Origin of the sequence: Duganella sp. CT11-25 (assembly GCF_047302815.1) — a bacterium.
GTDB lineage: Bacteria > Pseudomonadota > Gammaproteobacteria > Burkholderiales > Burkholderiaceae_D > Rugamonas.
Genome location: NZ_JBKBFD010000001.1, coordinates 2,420,056 through 2,440,073 on the forward strand (window position 1 = coordinate 2,420,056; position 20,018 = coordinate 2,440,073).

24 protein-coding genes and 1 pseudogene are annotated in these 20,018 nt (G+C 62.9%); 4 read left to right on the plus strand and 21 right to left on the minus strand.

Going from position 1 to position 20,018, the window contains the following annotated elements:
* Nucleotides 1–90: 90 nt before the first annotated feature.
* Nucleotides 91–489, minus strand: a complete 399-nt coding sequence (locus ACEN9F_RS10225) for a GNAT family N-acetyltransferase (RefSeq protein WP_413419915.1) — start codon at nt 487–489, stop codon at nt 91–93.
* Nucleotides 490–554: 65 nt separating this feature from the next.
* Nucleotides 555–1,361: a metallophosphoesterase gene (locus tag ACEN9F_RS10230; RefSeq protein WP_413419916.1), complete on the minus strand. Its 807-nt coding sequence runs from the start codon at nt 1,359–1,361 to the stop codon at nt 555–557.
* A gap of 411 nt (nt 1,362–1,772) precedes the next feature.
* Between ACEN9F_RS10230 and ACEN9F_RS10235 the strand changes: the two are divergent.
* Nucleotides 1,773–1,988 (plus strand): annotated as a pseudogene (locus ACEN9F_RS10235) (VapC toxin family PIN domain ribonuclease); the annotation flags it as partial.
* Here ACEN9F_RS10235 and ACEN9F_RS10240 read toward each other — a convergent pair.
* Nucleotides 1,985–2,371 (minus strand): hypothetical protein, encoded by a 387-nt coding sequence (locus ACEN9F_RS10240; RefSeq protein ID WP_413419917.1) that lies wholly within the window; start codon nt 2,369–2,371, stop codon nt 1,985–1,987. The pseudogene ACEN9F_RS10235 and the gene ACEN9F_RS10240 overlap by 4 nt on opposite strands.
* Before the next feature lie 105 nt (nt 2,372–2,476).
* On the opposite strand from ACEN9F_RS10240, the gene ACEN9F_RS10245 reads away from it, so the two are divergent.
* Complete coding sequence (locus ACEN9F_RS10245; RefSeq protein ID WP_413419918.1) at nt 2,477–2,887, plus strand: hypothetical protein; 411 nt, start codon at nt 2,477–2,479, stop codon at nt 2,885–2,887.
* Nucleotides 2,884–3,147 carry a hypothetical protein gene (locus ACEN9F_RS10250; RefSeq protein ID WP_413419919.1) on the plus strand — a complete coding sequence of 88 codons (264 nt, stop codon included), beginning with the start codon at nt 2,884–2,886 and terminating at the stop codon, nt 3,145–3,147. Before ACEN9F_RS10245 ends, ACEN9F_RS10250 begins: the two co-directional genes overlap by 4 nt.
* A gap of 27 nt (nt 3,148–3,174) precedes the next feature.
* Here ACEN9F_RS10250 and ACEN9F_RS10255 read toward each other — a convergent pair whose 3' ends face one another.
* From ACEN9F_RS10255 to rpsF, 7 genes are all read right to left on the minus strand, one after another.
* Nucleotides 3,175–4,188 carry an inorganic phosphate transporter gene (locus ACEN9F_RS10255; protein ID WP_413419920.1) on the minus strand — a complete coding sequence of 338 codons (1,014 nt, stop codon included), beginning with the start codon at nt 4,186–4,188 and terminating at the stop codon, nt 3,175–3,177.
* Nucleotides 4,189–4,203: 15 nt separating this feature from the next.
* Nucleotides 4,204–4,830, minus strand: coding sequence for a DUF47 domain-containing protein (locus tag ACEN9F_RS10260; protein WP_413419921.1), 627 nt, complete (start codon nt 4,828–4,830; stop codon nt 4,204–4,206).
* 55 nt (nt 4,831–4,885) lie between these two features.
* Nucleotides 4,886–6,271 (minus strand): replicative DNA helicase, encoded by a 1,386-nt coding sequence (locus ACEN9F_RS10265; protein ID WP_413419922.1) that lies wholly within the window; start codon nt 6,269–6,271, stop codon nt 4,886–4,888.
* A gap of 120 nt (nt 6,272–6,391) precedes the next feature.
* Nucleotides 6,392–6,844, minus strand: coding sequence for a 50S ribosomal protein L9 (gene rplI / locus ACEN9F_RS10270; RefSeq protein ID WP_413419923.1), 453 nt, complete (start codon nt 6,842–6,844; stop codon nt 6,392–6,394).
* A 34-nt stretch (nt 6,845–6,878) separates the two neighbouring features.
* On the minus strand, nt 6,879–7,169 hold the full coding sequence (gene rpsR / locus ACEN9F_RS10275; protein ID WP_008450941.1) for a 30S ribosomal protein S18: 291 nt from the start codon (nt 7,167–7,169) through the stop codon (nt 6,879–6,881).
* A gap of 15 nt (nt 7,170–7,184) precedes the next feature.
* Complete coding sequence (priB, locus tag ACEN9F_RS10280) at nt 7,185–7,490, minus strand: primosomal replication protein N (protein WP_413419924.1); 306 nt, start codon at nt 7,488–7,490, stop codon at nt 7,185–7,187.
* A gap of 29 nt (nt 7,491–7,519) precedes the next feature.
* Complete coding sequence (gene rpsF / locus ACEN9F_RS10285; protein ID WP_413419925.1) at nt 7,520–7,906, minus strand: 30S ribosomal protein S6; 387 nt, start codon at nt 7,904–7,906, stop codon at nt 7,520–7,522.
* A gap of 261 nt (nt 7,907–8,167) precedes the next feature.
* Between rpsF and lexA the strand changes: the two genes are divergently transcribed.
* Nucleotides 8,168–8,803 (plus strand): transcriptional repressor LexA, encoded by a 636-nt coding sequence (gene lexA / locus ACEN9F_RS10290; RefSeq protein WP_413419926.1) that lies wholly within the window; start codon nt 8,168–8,170, stop codon nt 8,801–8,803.
* 3 nt (nt 8,804–8,806) lie between these two features.
* Here the strand turns inward: lexA and ACEN9F_RS10295 are convergent, their stop codons facing one another.
* The 11 genes from ACEN9F_RS10295 to ACEN9F_RS10345 form a co-directional block, all read right to left on the minus strand.
* Nucleotides 8,807–9,925 carry a serine hydrolase domain-containing protein gene (locus ACEN9F_RS10295; protein WP_413419927.1) on the minus strand — a complete coding sequence of 373 codons (1,119 nt, stop codon included), beginning with the start codon at nt 9,923–9,925 and terminating at the stop codon, nt 8,807–8,809.
* Between the two features lie 65 nt (nt 9,926–9,990).
* Nucleotides 9,991–10,458, minus strand: a complete 468-nt coding sequence (locus ACEN9F_RS10300; RefSeq protein WP_413419928.1) for a hypothetical protein — start codon at nt 10,456–10,458, stop codon at nt 9,991–9,993.
* Nucleotides 10,459–10,483: 25 nt separating this feature from the next.
* On the minus strand, nt 10,484–11,728 hold the full coding sequence (locus tag ACEN9F_RS10305; RefSeq protein ID WP_413419929.1) for a cystathionine gamma-synthase family protein: 1,245 nt from the start codon (nt 11,726–11,728) through the stop codon (nt 10,484–10,486).
* 56 nt (nt 11,729–11,784) lie between these two features.
* Nucleotides 11,785–13,311, minus strand: coding sequence for an amidophosphoribosyltransferase (gene purF, locus ACEN9F_RS10310; protein ID WP_413419930.1), 1,527 nt, complete (start codon nt 13,309–13,311; stop codon nt 11,785–11,787).
* A gap of 51 nt (nt 13,312–13,362) precedes the next feature.
* The gene (locus tag ACEN9F_RS10315) at nt 13,363–13,851 is read right to left on the minus strand and encodes a CvpA family protein (RefSeq protein ID WP_413419931.1); all 489 of its coding nucleotides are present in this window, start codon (nt 13,849–13,851) and stop codon (nt 13,363–13,365) included.
* Between the two features lies 1 nt (nt 13,852).
* On the minus strand, nt 13,853–14,836 hold the full coding sequence (locus tag ACEN9F_RS10320) for an SPOR domain-containing protein (protein ID WP_413419932.1): 984 nt from the start codon (nt 14,834–14,836) through the stop codon (nt 13,853–13,855).
* A 22-nt stretch (nt 14,837–14,858) separates the two neighbouring features.
* Complete coding sequence (folC, locus tag ACEN9F_RS10325; RefSeq protein ID WP_413419933.1) at nt 14,859–16,148, minus strand: bifunctional tetrahydrofolate synthase/dihydrofolate synthase; 1,290 nt, start codon at nt 16,146–16,148, stop codon at nt 14,859–14,861.
* An 83-nt stretch (nt 16,149–16,231) separates the two neighbouring features.
* Nucleotides 16,232–17,104 carry an acetyl-CoA carboxylase, carboxyltransferase subunit beta gene (accD, locus tag ACEN9F_RS10330; RefSeq protein WP_413419934.1) on the minus strand — a complete coding sequence of 291 codons (873 nt, stop codon included), beginning with the start codon at nt 17,102–17,104 and terminating at the stop codon, nt 16,232–16,234.
* A 187-nt stretch (nt 17,105–17,291) separates the two neighbouring features.
* A complete protein-coding gene (gene trpA / locus ACEN9F_RS10335; protein ID WP_413419935.1) occupies nt 17,292–18,089 on the minus strand; it encodes a tryptophan synthase subunit alpha in 798 nt (265 codons plus the stop codon).
* Nucleotides 18,090–18,099: 10 nt separating this feature from the next.
* Nucleotides 18,100–19,332: a tryptophan synthase subunit beta gene (trpB, locus tag ACEN9F_RS10340; protein WP_413419936.1), complete on the minus strand. Its 1,233-nt coding sequence runs from the start codon at nt 19,330–19,332 to the stop codon at nt 18,100–18,102.
* The gene (locus ACEN9F_RS10345; protein ID WP_413419937.1) at nt 19,298–20,008 is read right to left on the minus strand and encodes a phosphoribosylanthranilate isomerase; all 711 of its coding nucleotides are present in this window, start codon (nt 20,006–20,008) and stop codon (nt 19,298–19,300) included. The genes trpB and ACEN9F_RS10345 overlap by 35 nt, the downstream gene beginning before the upstream one ends.
* Nucleotides 20,009–20,018: the final 10 nt, after the last annotated feature.

Here is a 20,018-nt window from a genome sequence, read left to right on the forward strand (position 1 = left end):
TGACAACAAACATGCGCGCTGTGAATCGGCGTTCGGAGCTGATCCATGTAAGACCAGGCTGACACGTATCGTGCGCGCGGCCGGCCTGTGCTACAGGGTCTTCTCGAAGCACACGGCCAGCGGGTTGCCGATGTACTTGCCGTAGTTGGCGATGCGGGTGTAGCCGCGCGCCGAATAGAAATCCACCGCGCGGCGGTTGACCAGGCGCGTCTCCAGCCACAGCGCCTGATAGCCGAGCGCGGCCGCCTCGGCCTCCAGGAAGCGCAGCACGGCGCTGCCGACCCCGCTGGTGCCGTGGCGCGCATACATGCGCTTGATCTCCGCCACGCCCGGCTGCAGCGGCCGGAACGCGCCGCATCCCAACGCGGCGCCGCCGGCGTCGCGCGCGACGACAAAGCGCGCCATCGGCCCGCGCACGTCCTCGACGTCGAAGGAAGCCTTGCCGCCGTCGCCGGTAATCGCCTCCAGCGCGGTCGACAACTCCTCCATGAGCAAAATGGCTACATGTCCGGCGGGATCTTCGGCATTCAGTTGGATAGGATGCATGTGGGGGATTATTGCATAGTGCAGATCACCAGTTCCGGATCGGCGTTGATGCGCACCGGAATGCCGCTGCAGCCGACGCCGCGGCTGACGATCAGCTCGCCGTTGTCGCGCACCGGGAAGCGGCCGTAATAATACGGCCGCGACAGCGGTCCCTGCGGCATCACGATCGGCGTGCCGTCGGGCAGCGCGATCTGGCCGCCATGCGTGTGCCCGGCGAAGCCGATGTCGAAGCGGTGGCCGTCGAGCATCAGCAAACCGTCCGGCGCGTGCACCAGCAGGATGCGCGTGGCGCCGGCGCCGGCGAAGGTGGCGTTGCCGTCGGGCGCGCCGGTCCACGGATCGTCCATGCCGCAGACGGAGACGCCGTCGAACGGCGCGGCCAGCGCCTGGGCGCGGTTGACCAGCATCGTCACGCCGGCATCGCCGAACAGCCGCGCGATCAGTTGGTCGTCGGTCGACAGGTCGTGATTGCCGAACACGGCGAACTTGCCCAGCGGCGGCTGGCAGGCCGCCAGCCCCGGACACAGCGCCGCCGCGTGGCGGGCCGGTCCGGTCACGTAGTCGCCGCCGAACAGCAGCACATCCGGCGCCTCGGCCGCGATGGTCGCGAACAGATCGGCGAAGATGGCCGGATGCGTCGGCCGGCCGGCGTGGAAATCGGAAGCGAAAGCGATCTTCAGCGGCCGGGGCAGGCGCCGCTCAGGCGGCAACGTCAGCGTATGGCGCGTCACGCCCAGGCGGCCATGCAAGCCGCAGTGGTAGCTCAGCGCGCTGACCAGCCCGCCCAACATGGCCATGTCCAGCAGGGCTTCCACGCCGCGCTGAAGTCGAGAGTAACGTTTGCTGCGGGGAATAGGCATCGGAATCGGGTACGGGCAAAGGAGCGGGATGATAGCGTATCCGGCTTCAGCCGTGCGCAACAGCGGCATGCTTCGGGCAAGCATCATGGGTGACCGGCGGCGATAAACACCGGCCTGGCTGTGGCGCTGAGCATGCTGCTGGGGGGGGGCTGGCGCTACCGATGCCACGGGCGTGGGTGTACCTGGACGTCAGCCTGCCCTGGCAGTGGCCTGCATCACGCCGCTCGTGATGCGCCGAACAGTATTCAGCGCATCCGACTCCATTTAGCTGCATCAAACAACGTACATCCCTGTATTTACAATCCTTCGATTACCGCCTACATTAAAACCAGATGCGAGAGCAGAAGGACCGTGAAAGCTTCTGATCTTACACGCGACATCATCGTCGCACCGTTCGACGATGCGGCCGCACACGCCTACGCCCCTATCCGATGGGCGACGCGCGACCGAAAAAGAGATCAGCTCGACAAACTGATCGCGGCGCACGCCATCTCATTGGACGTCACACTGGTTACCAACAATGTGCGGGACTTTGCGGCTTATTCCGGCCTGCAAATCCAGAACTGGCTGGACGACATTTAAAGCGCGGCGTCAACCAGCAGTTGCGGCTGCAGCGCGCGGATGCGCAGTTCGGTGAAGTAGCCGCCGGCCTCGTTGTAGCGCAGGTAGTGGCGGCCGCAGTTCATGCAGCGGGCGACCTGGCAGCGGTTGAATGGATAGTAGCGCGGCGCGATGGGCGCGTCCTCGCTGTCGTAGCGTGTGCCGTCCGGATGGTATTCGGTGTAGGTCGGATCGCCATACGGATCCTCGACCAGCGTGGCGACTTCCTCGAAACGCTCCAGCTCCAGCGTCATCGGCAGCTTGCGCCAGGCCAGCAGCGGCTCGGTGTTGCAACTGCACTCGCCCGTCACCGCAGCCGATGCTTCAGCCAGTTGCGTCAACGTCGCGAAATCGATTGCCTGCATGCTCAGCCCCTCAATGGATTTTCGATTCTACCGCAATCCAGATCAACTTGCCGCTTTGAGGATGGCCATACATTAAATGCTTTCATCCCCACGCCAACAAAAAAAATGGAACTCAGAATCCTGACTTGGCTATTCCCATGGTTGATGGCGGCTCTTGAATTTTTGCTACGCAATAGTCTGCATGATGCCGGCGCTGTTGCATTCATTGGACCGACCGTTGGTGGAGCTGCATTGGGCATGATGCTGCCCTTCACGCGCGCAAGAGAGCTTCCAAAAACCGACAGCGAGACCCCGGACAGTATCGCCTTTGATCGCAGCGACGACCATCGGGCGCAACTGACGAATCTTATTTTGTGGATAGGTTTAATAGCTTGGGCCGTTAGCCTGCACCTCAGCCTGATGAACGGCAGCGATACGCTTGGCGATATGGATGGCGAGCGAACCTCGACTTTTATCGGCGCTATAATTTGGCTGATCGCCGTGGTACCCGATGGGTTGCGAGGAGGTGAAAGATGAACTGGCGAAGTGTGATTGAAGGGCTGCTTTTGATTGGCTCCTGGATGACCATTTCCATGCTGGCAGCAATCCTTTGCATATGGATTATTCATCGATATTTCCCTCGCAATCCAGATGCGGAATACACCTACGTTCTCAAGAGTACAAACGGCAATCGAACTACCGTCGTGCTGCCGCCAGGCTTGCCCGAAACGGAACGTCGTAAAGTCTTGGATGAGGCGTATCGGCGCCTTGGTGTGCAGCCGGAACGCGGACCATAAAAAAGGGAGCCGAAGCTCCCTTGGTTTTTACAGGATGTGCTGGCCGATCCACCAGGCGATCGCGGCGACGAACGCCGAGGCCGGGATGGTGAAGATCCAGGCCCAGACGATGTTGCCCGCCACGCCCCAGCGCACCGCCGACATCTTCTGCGCCGAACCGACGCCGACGATCGCGCCGGTGATGGTGTGGGTGGTCGAGACCGGCACGCCCAGCGCAGTCGCGGTGAACAGCGTGATGGCGCCGCCGGTCTCGGCGCAGAAGCCGCCCACCGGTTTGAGCTTGGTGATCTTCTGGCCCATGGTCTTGACGATGCGCCAGCCGCCGAACAGCGTGCCGAACGAGATCGCCGTGTAGCAGGAGATGATCACCCACAGCGGCGGCATGGCGTCGCTGGCCTTCGAGTAGCCGGCGGCGATCAGCAGCATCCAGATGATGCCGATGGTCTTTTGCGCGTCGTTGCCGCCGTGGCCCAGGCTGTACGAAGCGGCCGACAGCAGTTGCAGGCGGCGGAACCATTTGTCGACCCGCCGCGGCGTCGAGCGCACGAACACCCACGACACCAGCAGCATCATCAGCGAACCGAACACAAAGCCCAGCAGCGGCGACAGGACGATGAACACCACCGTCTTGATCAGGCCGGCCGAGATCAGCGCGCCGGTGCCGCTCTTGGCGACCGCCGCGCCGACCAGGCCGCCGATCAGCGCGTGCGAGGACGACGAGGGAATGCCGTAGTACCAGGTGAAGATGTTCCAGACGATGGCGCCCACCAGCGCGCCGAAGATCACGTACTGGTCGACCACGCCGGGATCGATGGTGCCCTTGCCCACCGTGGCGGCCACGGTCAGCTGGTGGAACACGAAAATCGCGACGAAGTTGAAGCAGGCCGCCATGGCGACCGCGGTCTGCGGTTTCAGCACGCCGGTCGAGACCACGGTGGCGATCGCGTTGGCGGCGTCATGGAAGCCGTTCATGAAGTCAAACACCAACGCCAGGGCAATCAGGATGCCCAGCACGTAGATGCTCATTTGTATGGTATTCATCGGAGATCTTTTTAATTATGCGTTTTCGACGATGATGCCTTCGATGATGTTGGCCACATCTTCGCAACGGTCGGTCACCGTCTCCAGCAGTTCGTAGATGGCCTTCATCTTGATCAGGTTGCGCACGTCCGGTTCGTCGCGGAACAGCTTGGACATGGCGGCGCGCATCACGTGGTCGGCGTCCGATTCCAGGCGGTCGATCTCTTCGCAGATGGCGACGATCTGGCGCGAGTTGTCCATGTTGTGCAGCAGCGCCACGGCGTCGCGCACCTTCTCGGCGCAGGCCAGCACCAGCTCGGCCAGGCGCTTGGCTTCCGGCGTCACCGAATGCAGGTCGTACAGCGAGACGGTCTGGCCGGCGTCTTCCAGCAGGTCCAGGATGTCGTCCATGCGGGTGATCAGCTTGTGGATGTCGTCGCGGTCGATCGGCGTGATGAAGGTCTTGTGCAGCAGGTCGACCGTGGCGTAGGTGATCTTGTCGGCTTGCTTCTCGATGCTTTCGATCGCGTGCACGCGATTTTCCAGGTCATCGAAGTTGGACATCAGGCCCAGCATCTCTTTTGCACCTTTGACGCACAGGTCGGCGTGCTGGTTAAACAGGTCAAAAAATTTGCCCTCGGTGGGCATCAAGCGTCCAAACATGTCTTTCTCCGTTTATATTTACTGCAGGCGCCGGCCTGGTGGGCCGGCGTAAAGATTAATCGCCCTGGTACAGCGCCAGGTTACCGGTGTAGTTACCAAACTTGGTGTATTGGCCGATCCAGGTCAGGCGTACCGAGCCGATCGGGCCGTTACGCTGCTTACCGATGATGATCTCGGCCGTTCCTTTATCGGGCGAGTCCGGGTTGTAGACCTCGTCGCGATACAAGAAGATGATGACGTCCGCGTCCTGCTCGATCGCGCCGGATTCGCGCAGGTCGGACATGACGGGACGTTTGTTGGGACGTTGTTCCAGCGAGCGGTTCAGCTGGGACAGCGCGATCACCGGGCACTGCAGCTCTTTGGCCAGGCCTTTCAGCGATCGCGAAATTTCGGAAATCTCGGCCGCGCGGTTGTCGCCCTGCTGCGAGCCCTGCATCAGTTGCAGGTAGTCGACCACGATCAGGCCCAGCTTGCCGCACTGGCGCGACAGGCGGCGCGCCCGGGCCCGCATTTCGATCGGGTTCAGCGCGGGGGTCTCGTCGATATAGACTTGCGCGTCGTTCATTTTCTGGATGGCGTGCGTCAGGCGCGGCCAATCCTCGTCGTTCAGTTTGCCGGTGCGCAGGCGGTGCTGGTCGAGCTGGCCGACCGAGCCCAGCATACGCATGGCCAGCTGCACGCCGCCCATCTCCATCGAGAACACGGCCACCGGCAGCCCCTCTTCCACCGCGACGTTCTCGGCGATGTTCATCGAGAACGCCGTCTTGCCCATCGACGGACGGCCCGCCACGACCACCATGTCGCCCGCCTGCAGGCCGGAGGTCATGCGGTCGAGGTCGATCCAGCCGGTCGGCACGCCGGTGATCTCGGACTGGCCTTCGCGCGAGTACAGCTCGTCGATGCGCTCGACCACCTGGGTCAGCAGCGGCTGCACCGGCAGCCAGCCGGCGGCGCCGCGCGCGCCCTGCTCGGCGATGGCGAAGATCTTCGACTCGGCCTCGTCGAGCATCTGCTTGACTTCCTTGCCCTGGGGCGTGAACGCCTGGCCGGAAATCTCGTCGGCCACGGTGATCAGCTGGCGCAGGATGGAGCGGTCGCGCACGATCTCGGCGTAGCGGCGGATGTTGGCCGCCGACGGCGTGTTCTGCGCCATCGCGTTCAGGTAGGCCAGGCCGCCGACGTCGTCGGCCTTGCCCATCTGGGTCAGGTTCTCGAACACGGTGATGACGTCGGCCGGCTTGGAACCGTTGATCATCTTGACGATCTGCTCGAAGATGATGCGGTGGTCGTAGCGGTAGAAGTCGTCCGGATTCATCATGTCCGCAATGCGGTCGAACGCAGCATTATCGCGCAGCAGGCCGCCGATGACGGACTGTTCTGCTTCGATGGAATGCGGCGGGACGCGGAGTGAATCTAGTTGCGGATCGGAGGGGGTGTTCATGGCGCGAATTATACCTGCTTGTGCCGGACTACAAAATTTATGACGAGAAAAAAGCCGGGCTAAGCCCGGCTTTTTTCAAGGGTGTTGCAAACTCGACAGGCGTTTCCGCCCGGTCAAGTATTAGGCAGCTTCGCCTACGACGGCAACGGTCACTTCCACCACCACGTCGGTATGCAGAGCGACGCTGACTGGGTGCTCGCCGGTGGTCTTCAGAGGACCGGTAGGCATGCGCACGGCAGCTTTTTCAACGGCGAAACCAGCTTTGGTCAGCGCTTCAGCGATGTCGAAGTTGGTGACGGAGCCGAACAGACGGCCGTCTACACCGGCTTTTTGCGAAACGGTCACGGTCATGCCGTTCAGTTTCTCGCCTTGGGCTTGGGCGGCGGCCAGTTTGGCGGCAGCAGCTTTTTCCAGTTCAGCGCGCTTGACTTCGAATTCAGCAACGGCGGACGCGGTAGCGCGGCGAGCCATTTTTTGCGGAATCAGGAAGTTACGTGCGTAACCGTCTTTAACTTTAACGACTTCACCCAGGTTGCCCAGGTTGACGACTTTTTCTAACAGAATGATTTGCATAGTTCTTCTCCAGGATCTTATCTAGACGACGCAATTAAGCGTGGTGCAGATCGGTGTAAGGCAGCAGCGCGAGGTAGCGAGCGCGCTTGATTGCGGTGTCAACTTGACGCTGGTAGTGCGCCTTGGTACCGGTCAGACGTGCTGGCATGATTTTGCCGTTTTCCTGGACGAAGTCCTTCAGGGTGTCGACGTCTTTGTAGTCAACCTGTTCCACGTTTGCTGCGGTGAAGCGGCAGAACTTCTTGCGCTTGAACAGTGGGTTTTGTTGCTTGCGCTTTTCTTTAAGCTTGAGCTTGTTTTTGTCGAACTTTTTACCGAATGCCATTTTAGGCTCCTGTATTTAAATTGAGCTGTCTGTGACAGCACTAAAATCAATGATGTGAAACACCAGGCTTTTGCTATTGCGTGTCTTCTTGTTCAAAAAACCGGTGAACTGGTACATGCCGGCCAGTGGCGCCTGACTGAAGCGGCCTGAAATCTCGCCCGCGGCAACCGCGGCAATTTCAAACTCGCTCAATCGGGCGATGCCCGCCTCCATCTGCTGCGACCGGTGCTGGAGTACAGCGTTCACGATCGGCATACCGGCCGGGGTGTAGCGCAAGGCGTCCCGTTCGGCGATCAAGGCAATAAATTGGCTCTGATTCACTGGAGCTGTTTCAGCCCGGTTTTAAACAATTAGGCCGCAGGAGCGGCAGCTGCTGCTGGAGCTTCGGTGCGATGCGATTTCGCTGCATCTTCACGCTGTACCGACTTCATCATCGGCGAAGGAGCGGTTTCCGCTTTCTTCAGCTTGACGGTCAGGTGACGCAGAACTGCATCATTGAATTTGAATGCGGTTTCCAGCTCGACCAGGGTCTCGTTGTCGCATTCGATGTTCAGGCAGATGTAGTGTGCTTTAGCCAGTTTCTGGATCGAGTAAGCCATTTGACGACGGCCCCAATCTTCAACACGGTGCACGGCGCCGCCGCGGGTCGTTACGGTTGCTTTGTAACGTTCGATCATGGCGGGCACTTGCTCGCTCTGGTCCGGATGGACGATAAATACTATTTCATAGTGACGCATGCAAACTCCCTTAAGGACTGTGAATATAGCCCACCCTGGCGTCAAGACAGGTGTGGGAAGAGGTAAGCCCGCGACTATATCAGCATTCCCGGCGGAAGTCCAGCCGCTCCGCGCCCCTATGACGGCGCCGCGCCGCCCCTATGAGGCCGCCGCACAAACTTTTTTCATCTTATTTCGTTGAAAGCAACAAATTCCCTTGCATTACAGCCCATACTGTACAAAAATACAGACTGTCTATATACACAGGCCAATACCGCACTCATGATCAAGCTCACCGCACGCCAGGAACAAATTCTCAATCTGATCAAGGATGCCATCGAGAACACCGGCTTCCCGCCGACCCGCGCCGAGATCGCCAACGAACTGGGCTTCAAGTCCGCCAACGCGGCCGAGGAGCATTTGCAGGCGCTGGCCCGCAAGGGCGCGATCGAGATCGCCGCCGGCACCTCGCGCGGCATCCGCCTGCTGGGAGCGCACGCCGAGCCGGCAGCGTCGAAAGTCCCGGTATCGCTGATGATGTCGCTCCCACTGATCGGCCGCGTGGCCGCCGGCTCGCCCATCCTGGCGCAGGAAAACCTGGAAACCAGCTACAGCGTCGATCCGGCCATGTTCTCGTCCAAGCCGGACTACCTGCTGAAGGTGCGCGGCGAATCGATGCGCGACGCCGGCATCATGGACGGCGACCTGCTGGCCGTGAAGAAGGTGGACAGCGCCAAGAACGGCCAGATCGTCGTCGCCCGCATCGGCAACGACGTCACCGTCAAGCGTTACCGCAAGACCGGATCGACCGTCGAACTGCTGCCGGAGAACCCGGACTTCAAGATCATCACCGTCGATCCCGAGGAAGAATTCGCGCTGGAAGGCCTGGCCGTCGGCCTGATGCGCAGCTGGCACTAAGCCCTACATCGCCATCGGCTTCGGCACGATCAGCGGGAAGGCGCTGTTGAGCGCGCGCCTGGCGATATCGTCCGACCCCATGTGCGAATTCGACATCAGCACCACGCCGCGGCCGGTGCTGGTGTCGAAGCCGATATACGTGCGGTAGCCTGCCGTGCCGCCGTTATGCCAGACGATGTGCGCACCGTGCTGCTCCAGCACATGCCATCCCAGCCCCACCGACAATTCCGGCTTGCCCTCGACCGCATGGCGCGGCTGGTGCGTGGCCTGCATCGCGCCGTAGAGCGGCGACTTCGGCAAGCCCATGTTCGCCCCCACGAATTTCAGCATGTCCGCCGTCGATGAGCGCAGCGCGCCCATGCCCGCCAGCACCGGCATGTCCCAGTTGGGCGCCGCCATGCCCGGCATGCCGTAGCCGGTCGCCAGATGCCGGCGCATCGCCGGCGTCAGCGCGATCGCCGTGCTGTCCATGCCCAGCTTGCCTGTGATGCGCTGGCGCACCAGGGTTTCGTAGTCGGCGCCGGCGCGCAAGCTCAGCACATGGCCCAGCAGGCCGACACCCGCGTTCGAATACTCGTAGCGCTCGCCCGCCGCGCGCGTCGGAGTGTAGCCATGCACAAATGCATACAGCTGCGGCACCGTATAGTCGGCAAAGGGATTGCCCTCGTCCTTGGGCGCCAGGTTGGTCGGGATGCCGGGAATGCCGGACACCTGCGACGACAAGTCGGCCAGCGTGATCTGGCGGCCGCCGAACGCCGGCGGCGCCGCGGCCGCCGGCATATAGCGCGCCACCGGGTCGGCCAGGCCCACCTCGCCGCGCAACGCCATGTCGCTGAGGATGGTGGCGGTGAAGACCTTGGTGATGGAGCCGATCTCGTAGACCGTGTCCGCATCGGCCGGCGCGCCGCCGTCGCTCAGGCTGCCATAGGCCAGCACATGGCTGCCGCCGGCGTCGATCAGGCCGACCACCATGCCGGTGCCGGCGTGGTCGACATCGACGCGGGTTTTCATCATGGAGAGGAGCTCGGCGTCGGTGGCCGGCGCGGCGGCGCGGGCGGAGGCAACAAGCAAGATGGCGCCGGCCAGGGCCAGGCGGTGCTTCAGGTGGAATGGTGTGGTCATGCTGCGCAGACTAGCAAGATCCACCGCTATTGAACAGTCAATATTGCATCAATTCCTGCCAAACGCTAGCGCCTGGCCGCCGTCTCCGGCAGGTGCGGCGCCGCGCGCGCCCCCAGTGCGATATCGCCCTGCTTGCCGTCCCACGCGGCTTCCACCAGCGCGACCACATCGACCTGGCGCCTGGCCTCCTCCGCCATCCGCACGAACACTTCGCTCATCAGCGCCTGGGCGGCGCGCAGTTCTGCATCCGTCATCAGGTCGGCGAGGTCGGCGGGAATGCTGCGGCCGACCGGCAGCGCGGCAGTGTAGTTGTCGAGGAACCGCTGGTAGCAAGCGTGCCAGGCGGCCAGCGCCCGCATCAGCGCCTCGCTGTCGCCGGCCGCGACCGGGCGCGGCGGGACGGACGGCAACTGGCAGCGGAACCTGGAGATGGAAATATCGGCGCCGTCGTAGTCCGTAGTGTAGTACGCGATCTCGGCCAGGCGGGCCTGGCGCTGATCCTGCTCGCCGGCCAGGGCGGACCCGGTCAGCATGAGCAGGAGCAGCGCCGCCTTCATGTCAGCAGCCTTCCAGCGCGCAGCTGAAGTCGTCCAGCAGGTCGTCGGTGTCTTCGATGCCGACCGAGACCCGTATCAGCGATTCGGCGATGCCCATCGACGCCCGGCGCTCGGCGCCCATCTCGAAGAAGATGGTGTGCGCGACCGGAATGATCAGCGTGCGGTTGTCGCCCAGGTTGGACGCCGGAATCGCCAGCTTCAGGCGATTCAGGAAGTCGAAGCAGTCGATGCCGTCCTTCAGCTCAAAACTCAGCAAGGAACCATGGCTGCGGAACAGCTCGCCGCTGATGGCGTGCTGCGGATGCGACTTCAGGCCCGGATAGTAGACCGCGGCCACGCGCTCGTCCGACTCCAGCAGCTCGGCCAGCGCCTGCGCATTGGCGCTGGTGCGCTGCATGCGCAGCGCCAGCGTCTCGGCGCCGACGGCGATGTGGTGGGCCGCATCCGGCGCCAGCGAGGAGCCGAAGTCGCGCAAGCCCTTGGCGCGGATCTGCGCCAGCCCCCATTGCGGCGGCGCGGCCTTCTTGTAGTTCTCGAAGATGTTGGGGTAGCGGGTCCAGTCGTACTCGCCGGTATCGGTCAGGCTGCCGCCCAGGGCGTTGCCGTGGCCGCAGATCGACTTGGTCAGCGCGTTGACCACCAGGCCCGCGCCCACCGATTTCGGACGGAACAGATACGGCGTGGTCATGGTGTTGTCGACCACGTAGAGGATGCCGCGCGCCTTGCACAGCTCGCCGATGCGCTTGAGATCCGCCACTTGCGTGCGCGGGTTGGCGATGGTTTCGACGAAGACGATGCGGGTCTGCTCCGTGATGGCCGCTTCGACGTTGACGACATCGGTGGCGTCGACGAACGAGACGCCGACGCCCTGCGCCATCGCGGTCTGCCACAGGCTGTTGGTGTTACCGAACAGGAAGGCCGACGACACCACGTGATCGCCCGCGCGCAGCAGCGACTGGAACACGGCGCCGATCGCGCCCATGCCGGTGGCGAAGCAGATGGTGCCGACGCCCTGCTCCATCTTGTTGACCTTGTCTTCCAGCGCGGAGATGGTCGGGTTGCCTTGGCGGCCGTAGCGGAAGCCCGGCTCCTTGCCCTGGAACACGGACGCCAGTTGGCGCGCATCGGCGTAGCCGAAGGCGACCGAGGTGTGGATAGGCTTGTGCAGCGAACCGTGCTCGATGCCTTTCTGGCGGTCGTTGTGCAGGATGGTGGTGGTGAAACCGTAGTTTTTCTTGTCGTTCATGTGTGTCTATTCGAAAAAAAAGCCCGGTACAGCTCGCACTGTACCGGGCCGCGACATCAGCCTTCGGCGGTCGCGAGATTCAGATTCAGTTGCGAGCGGCCCGCATCCTCCGGCGCGGCGGCCTTGCTTGGATGATGGCGCTCGTATTCCAGCTTGTCCAGATACTCCCGCGACACGTCGCCGGTGACGTAGATGCCGTCGAAGCACGAAGCCTCGAAGTTCTTCAGCGCCGGGTTCACGTCCGAGATCGCGCGTTTCAGCGACTCGATGTCCTGGTAGACCAGGTGATCGGCGGTGATCTCGCGGCAGACTTCCTCGGTGGTGCGGCCGTAGGCGATCAGCTCGTCGCGCGTCGGCATGTCGATGCCGTACACGTTCGGGTAGATCACCGGCGGCGCGGCCGAGGCGAAGATCACTTTCTTCGCGCCTGCTTCGCGCGCCATCTGCACGATCTCGCGGCTGGTGGTGCCGCGCACGATGGAATCGTCCACCAGCAGCACGACCTTGTCCTTGAACTCGGAGGCGATCGCGTTCAGCTTCTGGCGCACGGATTTCTTGCGCGCGGCCTGGCCGGGCATGATGAAGGTGCGGCCGATGTAGCGGTTCTTGATGAAGCCTTCGCGGTATTCCACGTTCAGCGCCAGCGCCAGCTGGATCGCCGCCGGACGCGACGAATCCGGAATCGGCATGACGACGTCGATCTCGCCATCCTTGAATTCGCGCTTGATCTTCTCGGCCAGGTACTCGCCCATTTTCAAGCGGGTGGCGTAGACCGAGGCGCCGTCGATGACCGAGTCGGGACGGGCCAGGTAGACGAACTCGAACACGCACGGGTTCAGCGATGGATTGTCGGCGCACTGGCGCGAATGCAGCTGCTTGTCGGCGTCGATGAAGACGGCCTCGCCCGGCGCGATGTCGCGCACGAAGCGGAAGCCCATGCCTTCCAGCGCCACGGACTCGGAAGCGATCAGGTATTCGGCGCCCTGTTCGGTTTCGTTGATGCCCAGGCACAGCGGGCGGATGCCGAACGGATCGCGGAACGCCAGCAGGCCGACGCCGGCGATCTGCGCCACGGCGGCGTAGCCGCCACGCACGCGGCGATGCAGCACGGTCACGGCTTCAAAGATGGTGTCGGCGTCGATCGAGATGCCGGTGGTGGCTTTCTGGATTTCGTGGGCCAGCACGTTCAGCAGCACTTCCGAGTCGGAATCGGTGTTGATGTGGCGACGGTCGTTCTGGAACATTTCCTTTTTGAGCTGTTCCCAGTTGGTCAGGTTGCCGTTGTGCGCCAGCGTGATGCCGAACGGCGCGTTGACGTAGAACGGCTGCGCTTCTTCCTCGCTCGACGAGCCGGCGGTTGGATAGCGGCAATGGCCGATACCGGAATTGCCTTGCAAGGTACGCATATTGCGGGTGCGGAAGACGTCACGCACCAGGCCATTGGCCTTGTGCATGGCGAACATGCTGCTGTGATTGGTCGCGATACCCGCTGCATCCTGGCCGCGGTGCTGCAGCAGCAACAATGCGTCATACAGCAGTTGATTGACAGGTTGATGGGAAACGACGCCGACGATGCCACACATGATGGTGCTCCTGGACTGGTATTACAGATTAAAAACGCAGATTTAAAGAATTCAAAAGTTCACATGCTGCGCCATCGCAGCGGGAAGGAAGGTTTTCACCATGCGCGCGCCGCTCTCGGCGTACGGGCTCAACAACGCATCCTTCCAAAAATCCTGCTTCGGCAGGGACGTCATCCCACATAAGATGACGGCCGCCAACACAATTACAAGGCCACGGGCCAGACCGAACACGGCGCCAAGCAGGCGGTCGACGATGCTCAGGCCGCCGGCGTCGAGCAAGGCGCCCAGCGCCATGGCCAGCAGGCCCGTTAATATCTTCACGCCGATAAACAATGCGATAAACGCAAGGATCAGGCGCAGCACCTCGCCCGGCACCACCGGCGGCAACATCGGGGCCAGCGCGGCGGCGTAGGCGTTGGCGACCACGAAGGCCACCACCCACCCGGCCAGCGACAGCACTTCCTTGACCAGCCCGCGCATCATGCTGATGACGACCGACGCCGCCAGCACGAACATCACCAGGTAATCGAACATCGTCACGTCAGACGGTTTCCAGTCGGCCGTTCAAGCCCATGCTGGTCAGCTTGGCGCGCACTTTCTCGGCTTCTTCCTTGTTGCTGAACGGGCCGACGCGGATGCGCGTCACGCCGCCGGTGGGCGCCTTCTGCGTGAAGGAGCTGATGCCGGCTTTTTTCAGTTTCTCGCGCAACTCGTCGACCTTGTCCTGGTCGGCCAGCGCGGCCACTTGCAAGACGAATTTTTGGCTGGACTCGGCGGCGGCGGGTTTGCCTTCCAGGATAGCCAGCGCGCGCGCGTCTTCCGACTTCGCGGCCGCAGGCTTGGCGCTGTCGGCGGCCGGCTTGGCGGCGGCCAGCTTGCGCTCGGCCGCTTCCTTGTCGGCCTTGAGCTTGGCTTCCGCCTTGGCCTCGGCCTGCTTGCGTTCCAGGTCCTGCTTGTAATCGGCTTCCTGGCGGGCCTTCAACTCGTGCTCGGCCTTGGTCTTGGCCAGGGCTTCCGACTTGAGTCTGGCTTCCGCTTCCTGCCTGGCGCTATCGACCTTGACGGCGGCTACCGCCGGCGGCGCGACGACCGCCGGCCTGGCGGCCGGCTTGACGTCGTCGACGATTTCTTCCTTGCTGTCCAGCGAAGCGCTGGCCGTCACCGCGGCGGCGGCAGGCACAGGTGCGGCAGGCTTGTCCTTCGATGGAATCTTGATATCGATGTCGGACGCCAGCGGCTTCGGCTCGGAATCCAGCACCATCGGCAAGCCGACGGCGACCGCCAGCGCCAGCGCGATCGCGCCGACCAGGCGGCGGCGCGCGCGTTTCTTTTCCGGCAACACAGGATCATCGCTGTCGCGATCCTTGGAGCGGCGGGATTTGGCGGAACCGTCAGCCGACGAGGCGCGCTTGGCGCGTGCGCGCTCCGTCGCGGCCTGGTCATCTGCGCTGGTGTAATAGCCGCTGTCCTGACCAGCGCCAGCCGACTCTTGCTTGTTTTTACCGAGTTTCGAGAACAAGCCCATGCGTGATTTCAGTCCTGTGCGTTCAATGGAATGAGGATTTTCGCGCCGCCATGACACCGGCGACCGTGAGGAAAGATCCAAAGACCACAATTCTATCATTCTCCCCGGCCCGGCTCATCGCATTTGCGTATGCGGCGGCCGGATCGGCGAAGATATTGATGGTGCGCTCGGCTTTTTCGGGTTGCACGATTTGCACCTTGGCGGCCAGTTCCGAGGCGCCGGCGGCGCGCGGCGACGGCAGGTCGGTCAGGCACCAGTGGTCGACATGCTCGGACATGGCGGCGATCACGCCGTCGATATCCTTGTCGTGCATGGAGCCGAACACGGCATAGGTGTAGGGGTGGAAGCCCATGTTGCCGAGGTTCTGGTTCAGCGCCGAGGCCGCGTGCGGATTGTGGGCGACGTCGAGGATCACGGTCGGGCGGCCCGGCAGCACCTGGAAGCGGCCCGGCAGTTCGACCGTCACCAGACCGGTGCGCACTTCCTGCGCGCCGACCGGCAGTTCCAGCTTCAGCGCTTCCAGCGCGGCCAGCACGGCGCAGGCGTTGAGGATCTGGTTGGCGCCGCGCAGACTAGGATAGGCCAGCGAATTGCGGCGCTGCGCGCGGCCGCCGTAGTTCCATTGCTGCTTGTCGCCGGAATAATTGAAGTCGCGGCCCATGATCCACAAGTCGGCGCCGATGGCGTTGGCGTGGTCGATCAGCGATTGCGGCGGCACCGGGTCGGAGCAGATCGCGGTCTTGCCGGCGCGGAAGATGCCGGCCTTCTCGAAGCCGATCGCCTCGCGGGTGTCGCCCAGGTAGTCGGTATGGTCGATATCGACGCTGGTGACGATGGCCACGTCGGCATCGACGATGTTGACCGCGTCCAGGCGGCCGCCCAGGCCCACTTCCAGGATCACGACATCCATGCCGGCGCCGGACAGCAGGTGCATGATGGCCAGCGTGGTGAATTCGAAGTACGTCAGCACGGTGTCGCCGCGCGCGGCTTCGACCGTGTTGAAGGCCGCCACCAGCACCTCGTCGCTGGCCAGCTCGCCGTTGACGCGGGCGCGCTCGTTGAAGTCCAGGAAGTGCGGCTTGATGTACAGGCCGACCTTGTAGCCGGCGCGCATCAGCACCGATTCCAGCATGGCGCAGGTCGAACCCTTGCCGTTGGTGCCCGCCACCATGACGACGGGGCAGCTAAAGCTCAGCTGCAGGCGTTCCTTGACAGCGAGAACGCGGTCCAGGCCCATGTTGATGACGGTTTCGGCATGGCGCGATTCAAGCAGCGCAAGCCAGGCGGGCAAAGTAGTTGGAAGGTTCGACATGATGTGGGCTCTGAAATGTAAAACGGCGCGCAGGCCGGCATGATAGCCGATTGCGCGCCGTAGCGTGGGGAAGCGGTCGTTTCTTAGGCGATGACTTCTACCGCTTGATTTTGCAGCAATGCCAGCAGATGGGCGATTTCTTCGCGCATCTTGCGGCGGTCGACGATCATGTCGACCGCGCCCTTGGTGACCAGGAACTCGGCGCGCTGGAAGCCTTCCGGCAATTTCTCGCGCACGGTGTTTTCAATCACGCGCGGGCCGGCGAAGCCGATCAGCGCCTTCGGTTCGGCGATCACGACGTCGCCCATGAAGGCGAACGACGCGGACACGCCGCCCATGGTCGGATCGGTCAGCACGCTGATGTACGGCAGCTTCTTGTCGGACAGCTTGGTCAGCATGGCGGTGGTCTTGGCCATCTGCATCAGCGACAGCAGGCCCTCCTGCATGCGGGCGCCGCCGGTGGCGGTGATGCAAATGAACGGTACTTTCTGTTCCAGGGCCACTTGCGCGCCGCGCACGAAGCGCTCGCCGACCACGGAGCCCATCGAGCCGCCCATGAATTCGAATTCGAAGCAGGCCACGACGACCGGCATGCTCATGATGGCGCCGCCCATGACGATCAGCGCATCGGTCTCGCCGGTGGCTTCCATCGCTTGCTTGAGGCGGTCAGGGTATTTCTTGCTGTCCTTGAACTTCAGCGTATCGACCGGCAGCGTGTCCATGCCGATTTCGTAGCGGCCGCCGGCGTCGAACAGGCTGTCGAGGCGTTCACGGGCGCGGATCCGCATGTGATGGTCGCACTTGGGGCAAACGTGCAGGTTCGATTCCAGATCGGTACGGTACAGCACGGCTTCGCAGGACGGGCATTTGACCCACAGGCCCTCGGGCATGGTCTTGCGTGCGGCAGCGTCGGAACGCTGGATTCGTGGGGGCAGCAGTTTTTCCAACCAACTCATAAATTCTCCTTGCAGCTAACTTGTGGCCGAAGTGTAGCTGTTTCTCGCCCCCCTGTCGAACTTTGCAGTACAACAATTTTTAAACTTCGTCATGAAAATGGCGGGGTTTTAGAGGAAAAGCACTAGGAGAATCAGGCCTGCGCCGCCTTTGCCGAGCCAGCAAAAAAGGCGGCGCAGTTGAGGAAAATCAAGCGTCGAGCGCGGTTCTGATGCCGGAAACGAAAGATTGCACAGCTGCTACCGCGCCGTCCTTGCCGGTGTTTTCGATTTCCTGGATGATGCGGCTGCCGATGACGACCGCATCGGCCACCTCGGCCACGGCGCGCGCGGTGGCGCCGTCGCGGATGCCGAAGCCGACGCCGATCGGCAGCTTGACGTGCTTGCGGATCGCCGTCAGGCGCTCGGCCACCTCGACGGTGTCGATGTTGCCCGCGCCCGTCACGCCCTTGAGCGAGACGTAGTAGCTGAAGCCGCCGCCGACCTTGGCCACCTGCGCGATGCGTTCCTCGGTCGAGGTCGGCGCCAGCAGGAAGATCAGGTCCAGCTCGGCGGCGCGCATGGCTGCCGCGAACACTTCACACTCTTCCGGCGGATAGTCGACCACGATGGCGCCGTCCGCCCCCACCGCCGTCGATTGCGCGATGAAGTTGTCCGGGCCGATGCGCTCGATCGGGTTGGCATAGCCCATCAGCACCACCGGCGTGGTCTGGTTGGTCTTGCGGAATTCGGCCACGTAGCCGAACACGTCCTTGATGCCGACGCCGAACGCCAGCGCGCGCTCGCAGGCGCGCTGGATCACCGGGCCTTCGGCCATCGGATCGGAAAACGGCACGCCGAGTTCCAGGATGTCGGCGCCGCCCGCCACCAGGGCGTGCATCAGCGGCACGGTCAGTTCGGGGGCTGGATCACCGGCGGTGATGAAGGTGACCAGGGCGGTTTTGTTTTGCGCCTTCAGGGCGGCGAAAGTTGCTGCGATACGGGACATGCTGTTTTCCTTAATTGAAGTTCAAACCCATACGCTCGGCGACCGTATGCATGTCCTTGTCGCCCCGGCCCGACAGGTTGGCTAAAACGATTTGATCTTTCGGCAAGGTTGCCGCCAGCTTGGCCGCGTAGGCCAGCGCGTGCGACGATTCCAGCGCCGGGATGATGCCTTCGATATGGCAGCAATCGTGGAAAGCCTGCAGCGCCTCGTCGTCGGTGATCGAGACATATTGCGCGCGGCCGCTGTCCTTCAGGTAGGCGTGCTCCGGCCCCACGCCCGGATAATCCAGGCCCGCCGAGACCGAATGCGTCTCGATGATCTGGCCGTTCTCGTCCTGCAGCAGATAGGTGCGGTTGCCGTGCAACACGCCCGGATAGCCCTTGGTCAGCGACGCCGCGTGCTTGTTGCCGTCCAGTCCCTCGCCCGCCGCTTCCACGCCGATCAGCTTGACGTCCTCCTGGTCGATATACGGATAGAAGATGCCCATCGCGTTCGAGCCGCCGCCGATGCAGGCCAGCACGTAGTCCGGCTGGCGGCCGGTCATTTCCGGCATCTGCACCAGGCATTCCTCGCCGATCACCGACTGGAAGTCGCGCACCAGCATCGGGTAAGGATGGGGGCCGGCCACGGTGCCGATGATGTAGAAGGTGTTTTCAATGTTGGTGACCCAGTCGCGCATTGCTTCGTTGAGCGCGTCCTTCAAGGTCTTGGAGCCGGACTCCACCGGCACCACGGTCGCCCCCAGCAGCTTCATGCGGTAGACGTTCTGCGCCTGGCGCTTGACGTCCTCGCTGCCCATGTAGACCACGCACTCCAGGCCGAAACGGGCGCAGATGGTGGCGGTGGCGACGCCGTGCTGGCCGGCGCCGGTCTCGGCGATGATGCGCGGCTTGCCCATGCGCTTGGCCAGCAAGGCCTGGCCGATGACGTTGTTGATCTTGTGGGCGCCGGTGTGGTTCAGGTCTTCGCGCTTGAAGTAGATCTGCGCGCCGCCGGCCAGCTCGGACCAGCGCTTGGCGTGATAGATCGGCGACGGACGGCCGACAAAGTGCTTGAGCTCGTAACGGAACTCTTCGAGGAACTCGGGATCTTTGCTGTAGCGCTCGTAAGCTTCGTTGAGCTCGGCAAGCGCGTAAGTGAGGGTTTCGGCAACGAACGAGCCGCCATACGGGCCGAAATGGCCTTTTTCGTTGGGCAGGTCGTAGTCTTTAGCGTGGAACAGGGCCTTCGCTGGAGCGTTCATGATGGGTTTCGCTTTCAATAATGGCATCTCCGGCCCGCACCGCCGCGACAAAGTCGGCGATCTTGCGGGCATCCTTGATCCCCTTGGCCGCTTCGACACCACTGCTGATGTCGACGGCGTAGGGGCGTACACCGACCACCGCGTCAGTCGCGTTGTGTACGCTCAAGCCACCACTTAAAACGACCCGAGGCGCGAGATCTTTTGGAATGAGAGACCAATCAAAACCCTTTCCTGCACCGCCATAGGCATCCACATAGGTATCCAGCAACAGGCTGGTGAACAAGGGACTGGCGGCGCGGCATTGCTGCTCGTATTCTAACAAATCGGACGGCAGAGTGTCAGGTTTGACGCGGAACACCCGCATGAACGGTCGTCCGGCCGCCGCCGCGATGGCGGCGGACTGCGCCACCGTTTCGTCGCCGTGCAGCTGGATCAGCGAGATCGGCGCCACCTTGCACGTGGCCGCCACCTGTTCCGGCGAGGCGTTGACGAACAGCCCGGTGCAGGTGATGAAGGGCGGCACGGCGCGGATCAGCTCGGCGGCCCGCTCTGGCGTCACGTAGCGCGGACTCTTCGGATAGAACACGAAGCCGATCGCATCGGCGCCCGAGGCCACGGCGGCTTGCACGTCTTCCGGGCGGGTGAGGCCGCAGATCTTGATGCGGGTACGTGGCATGCGTATGTCC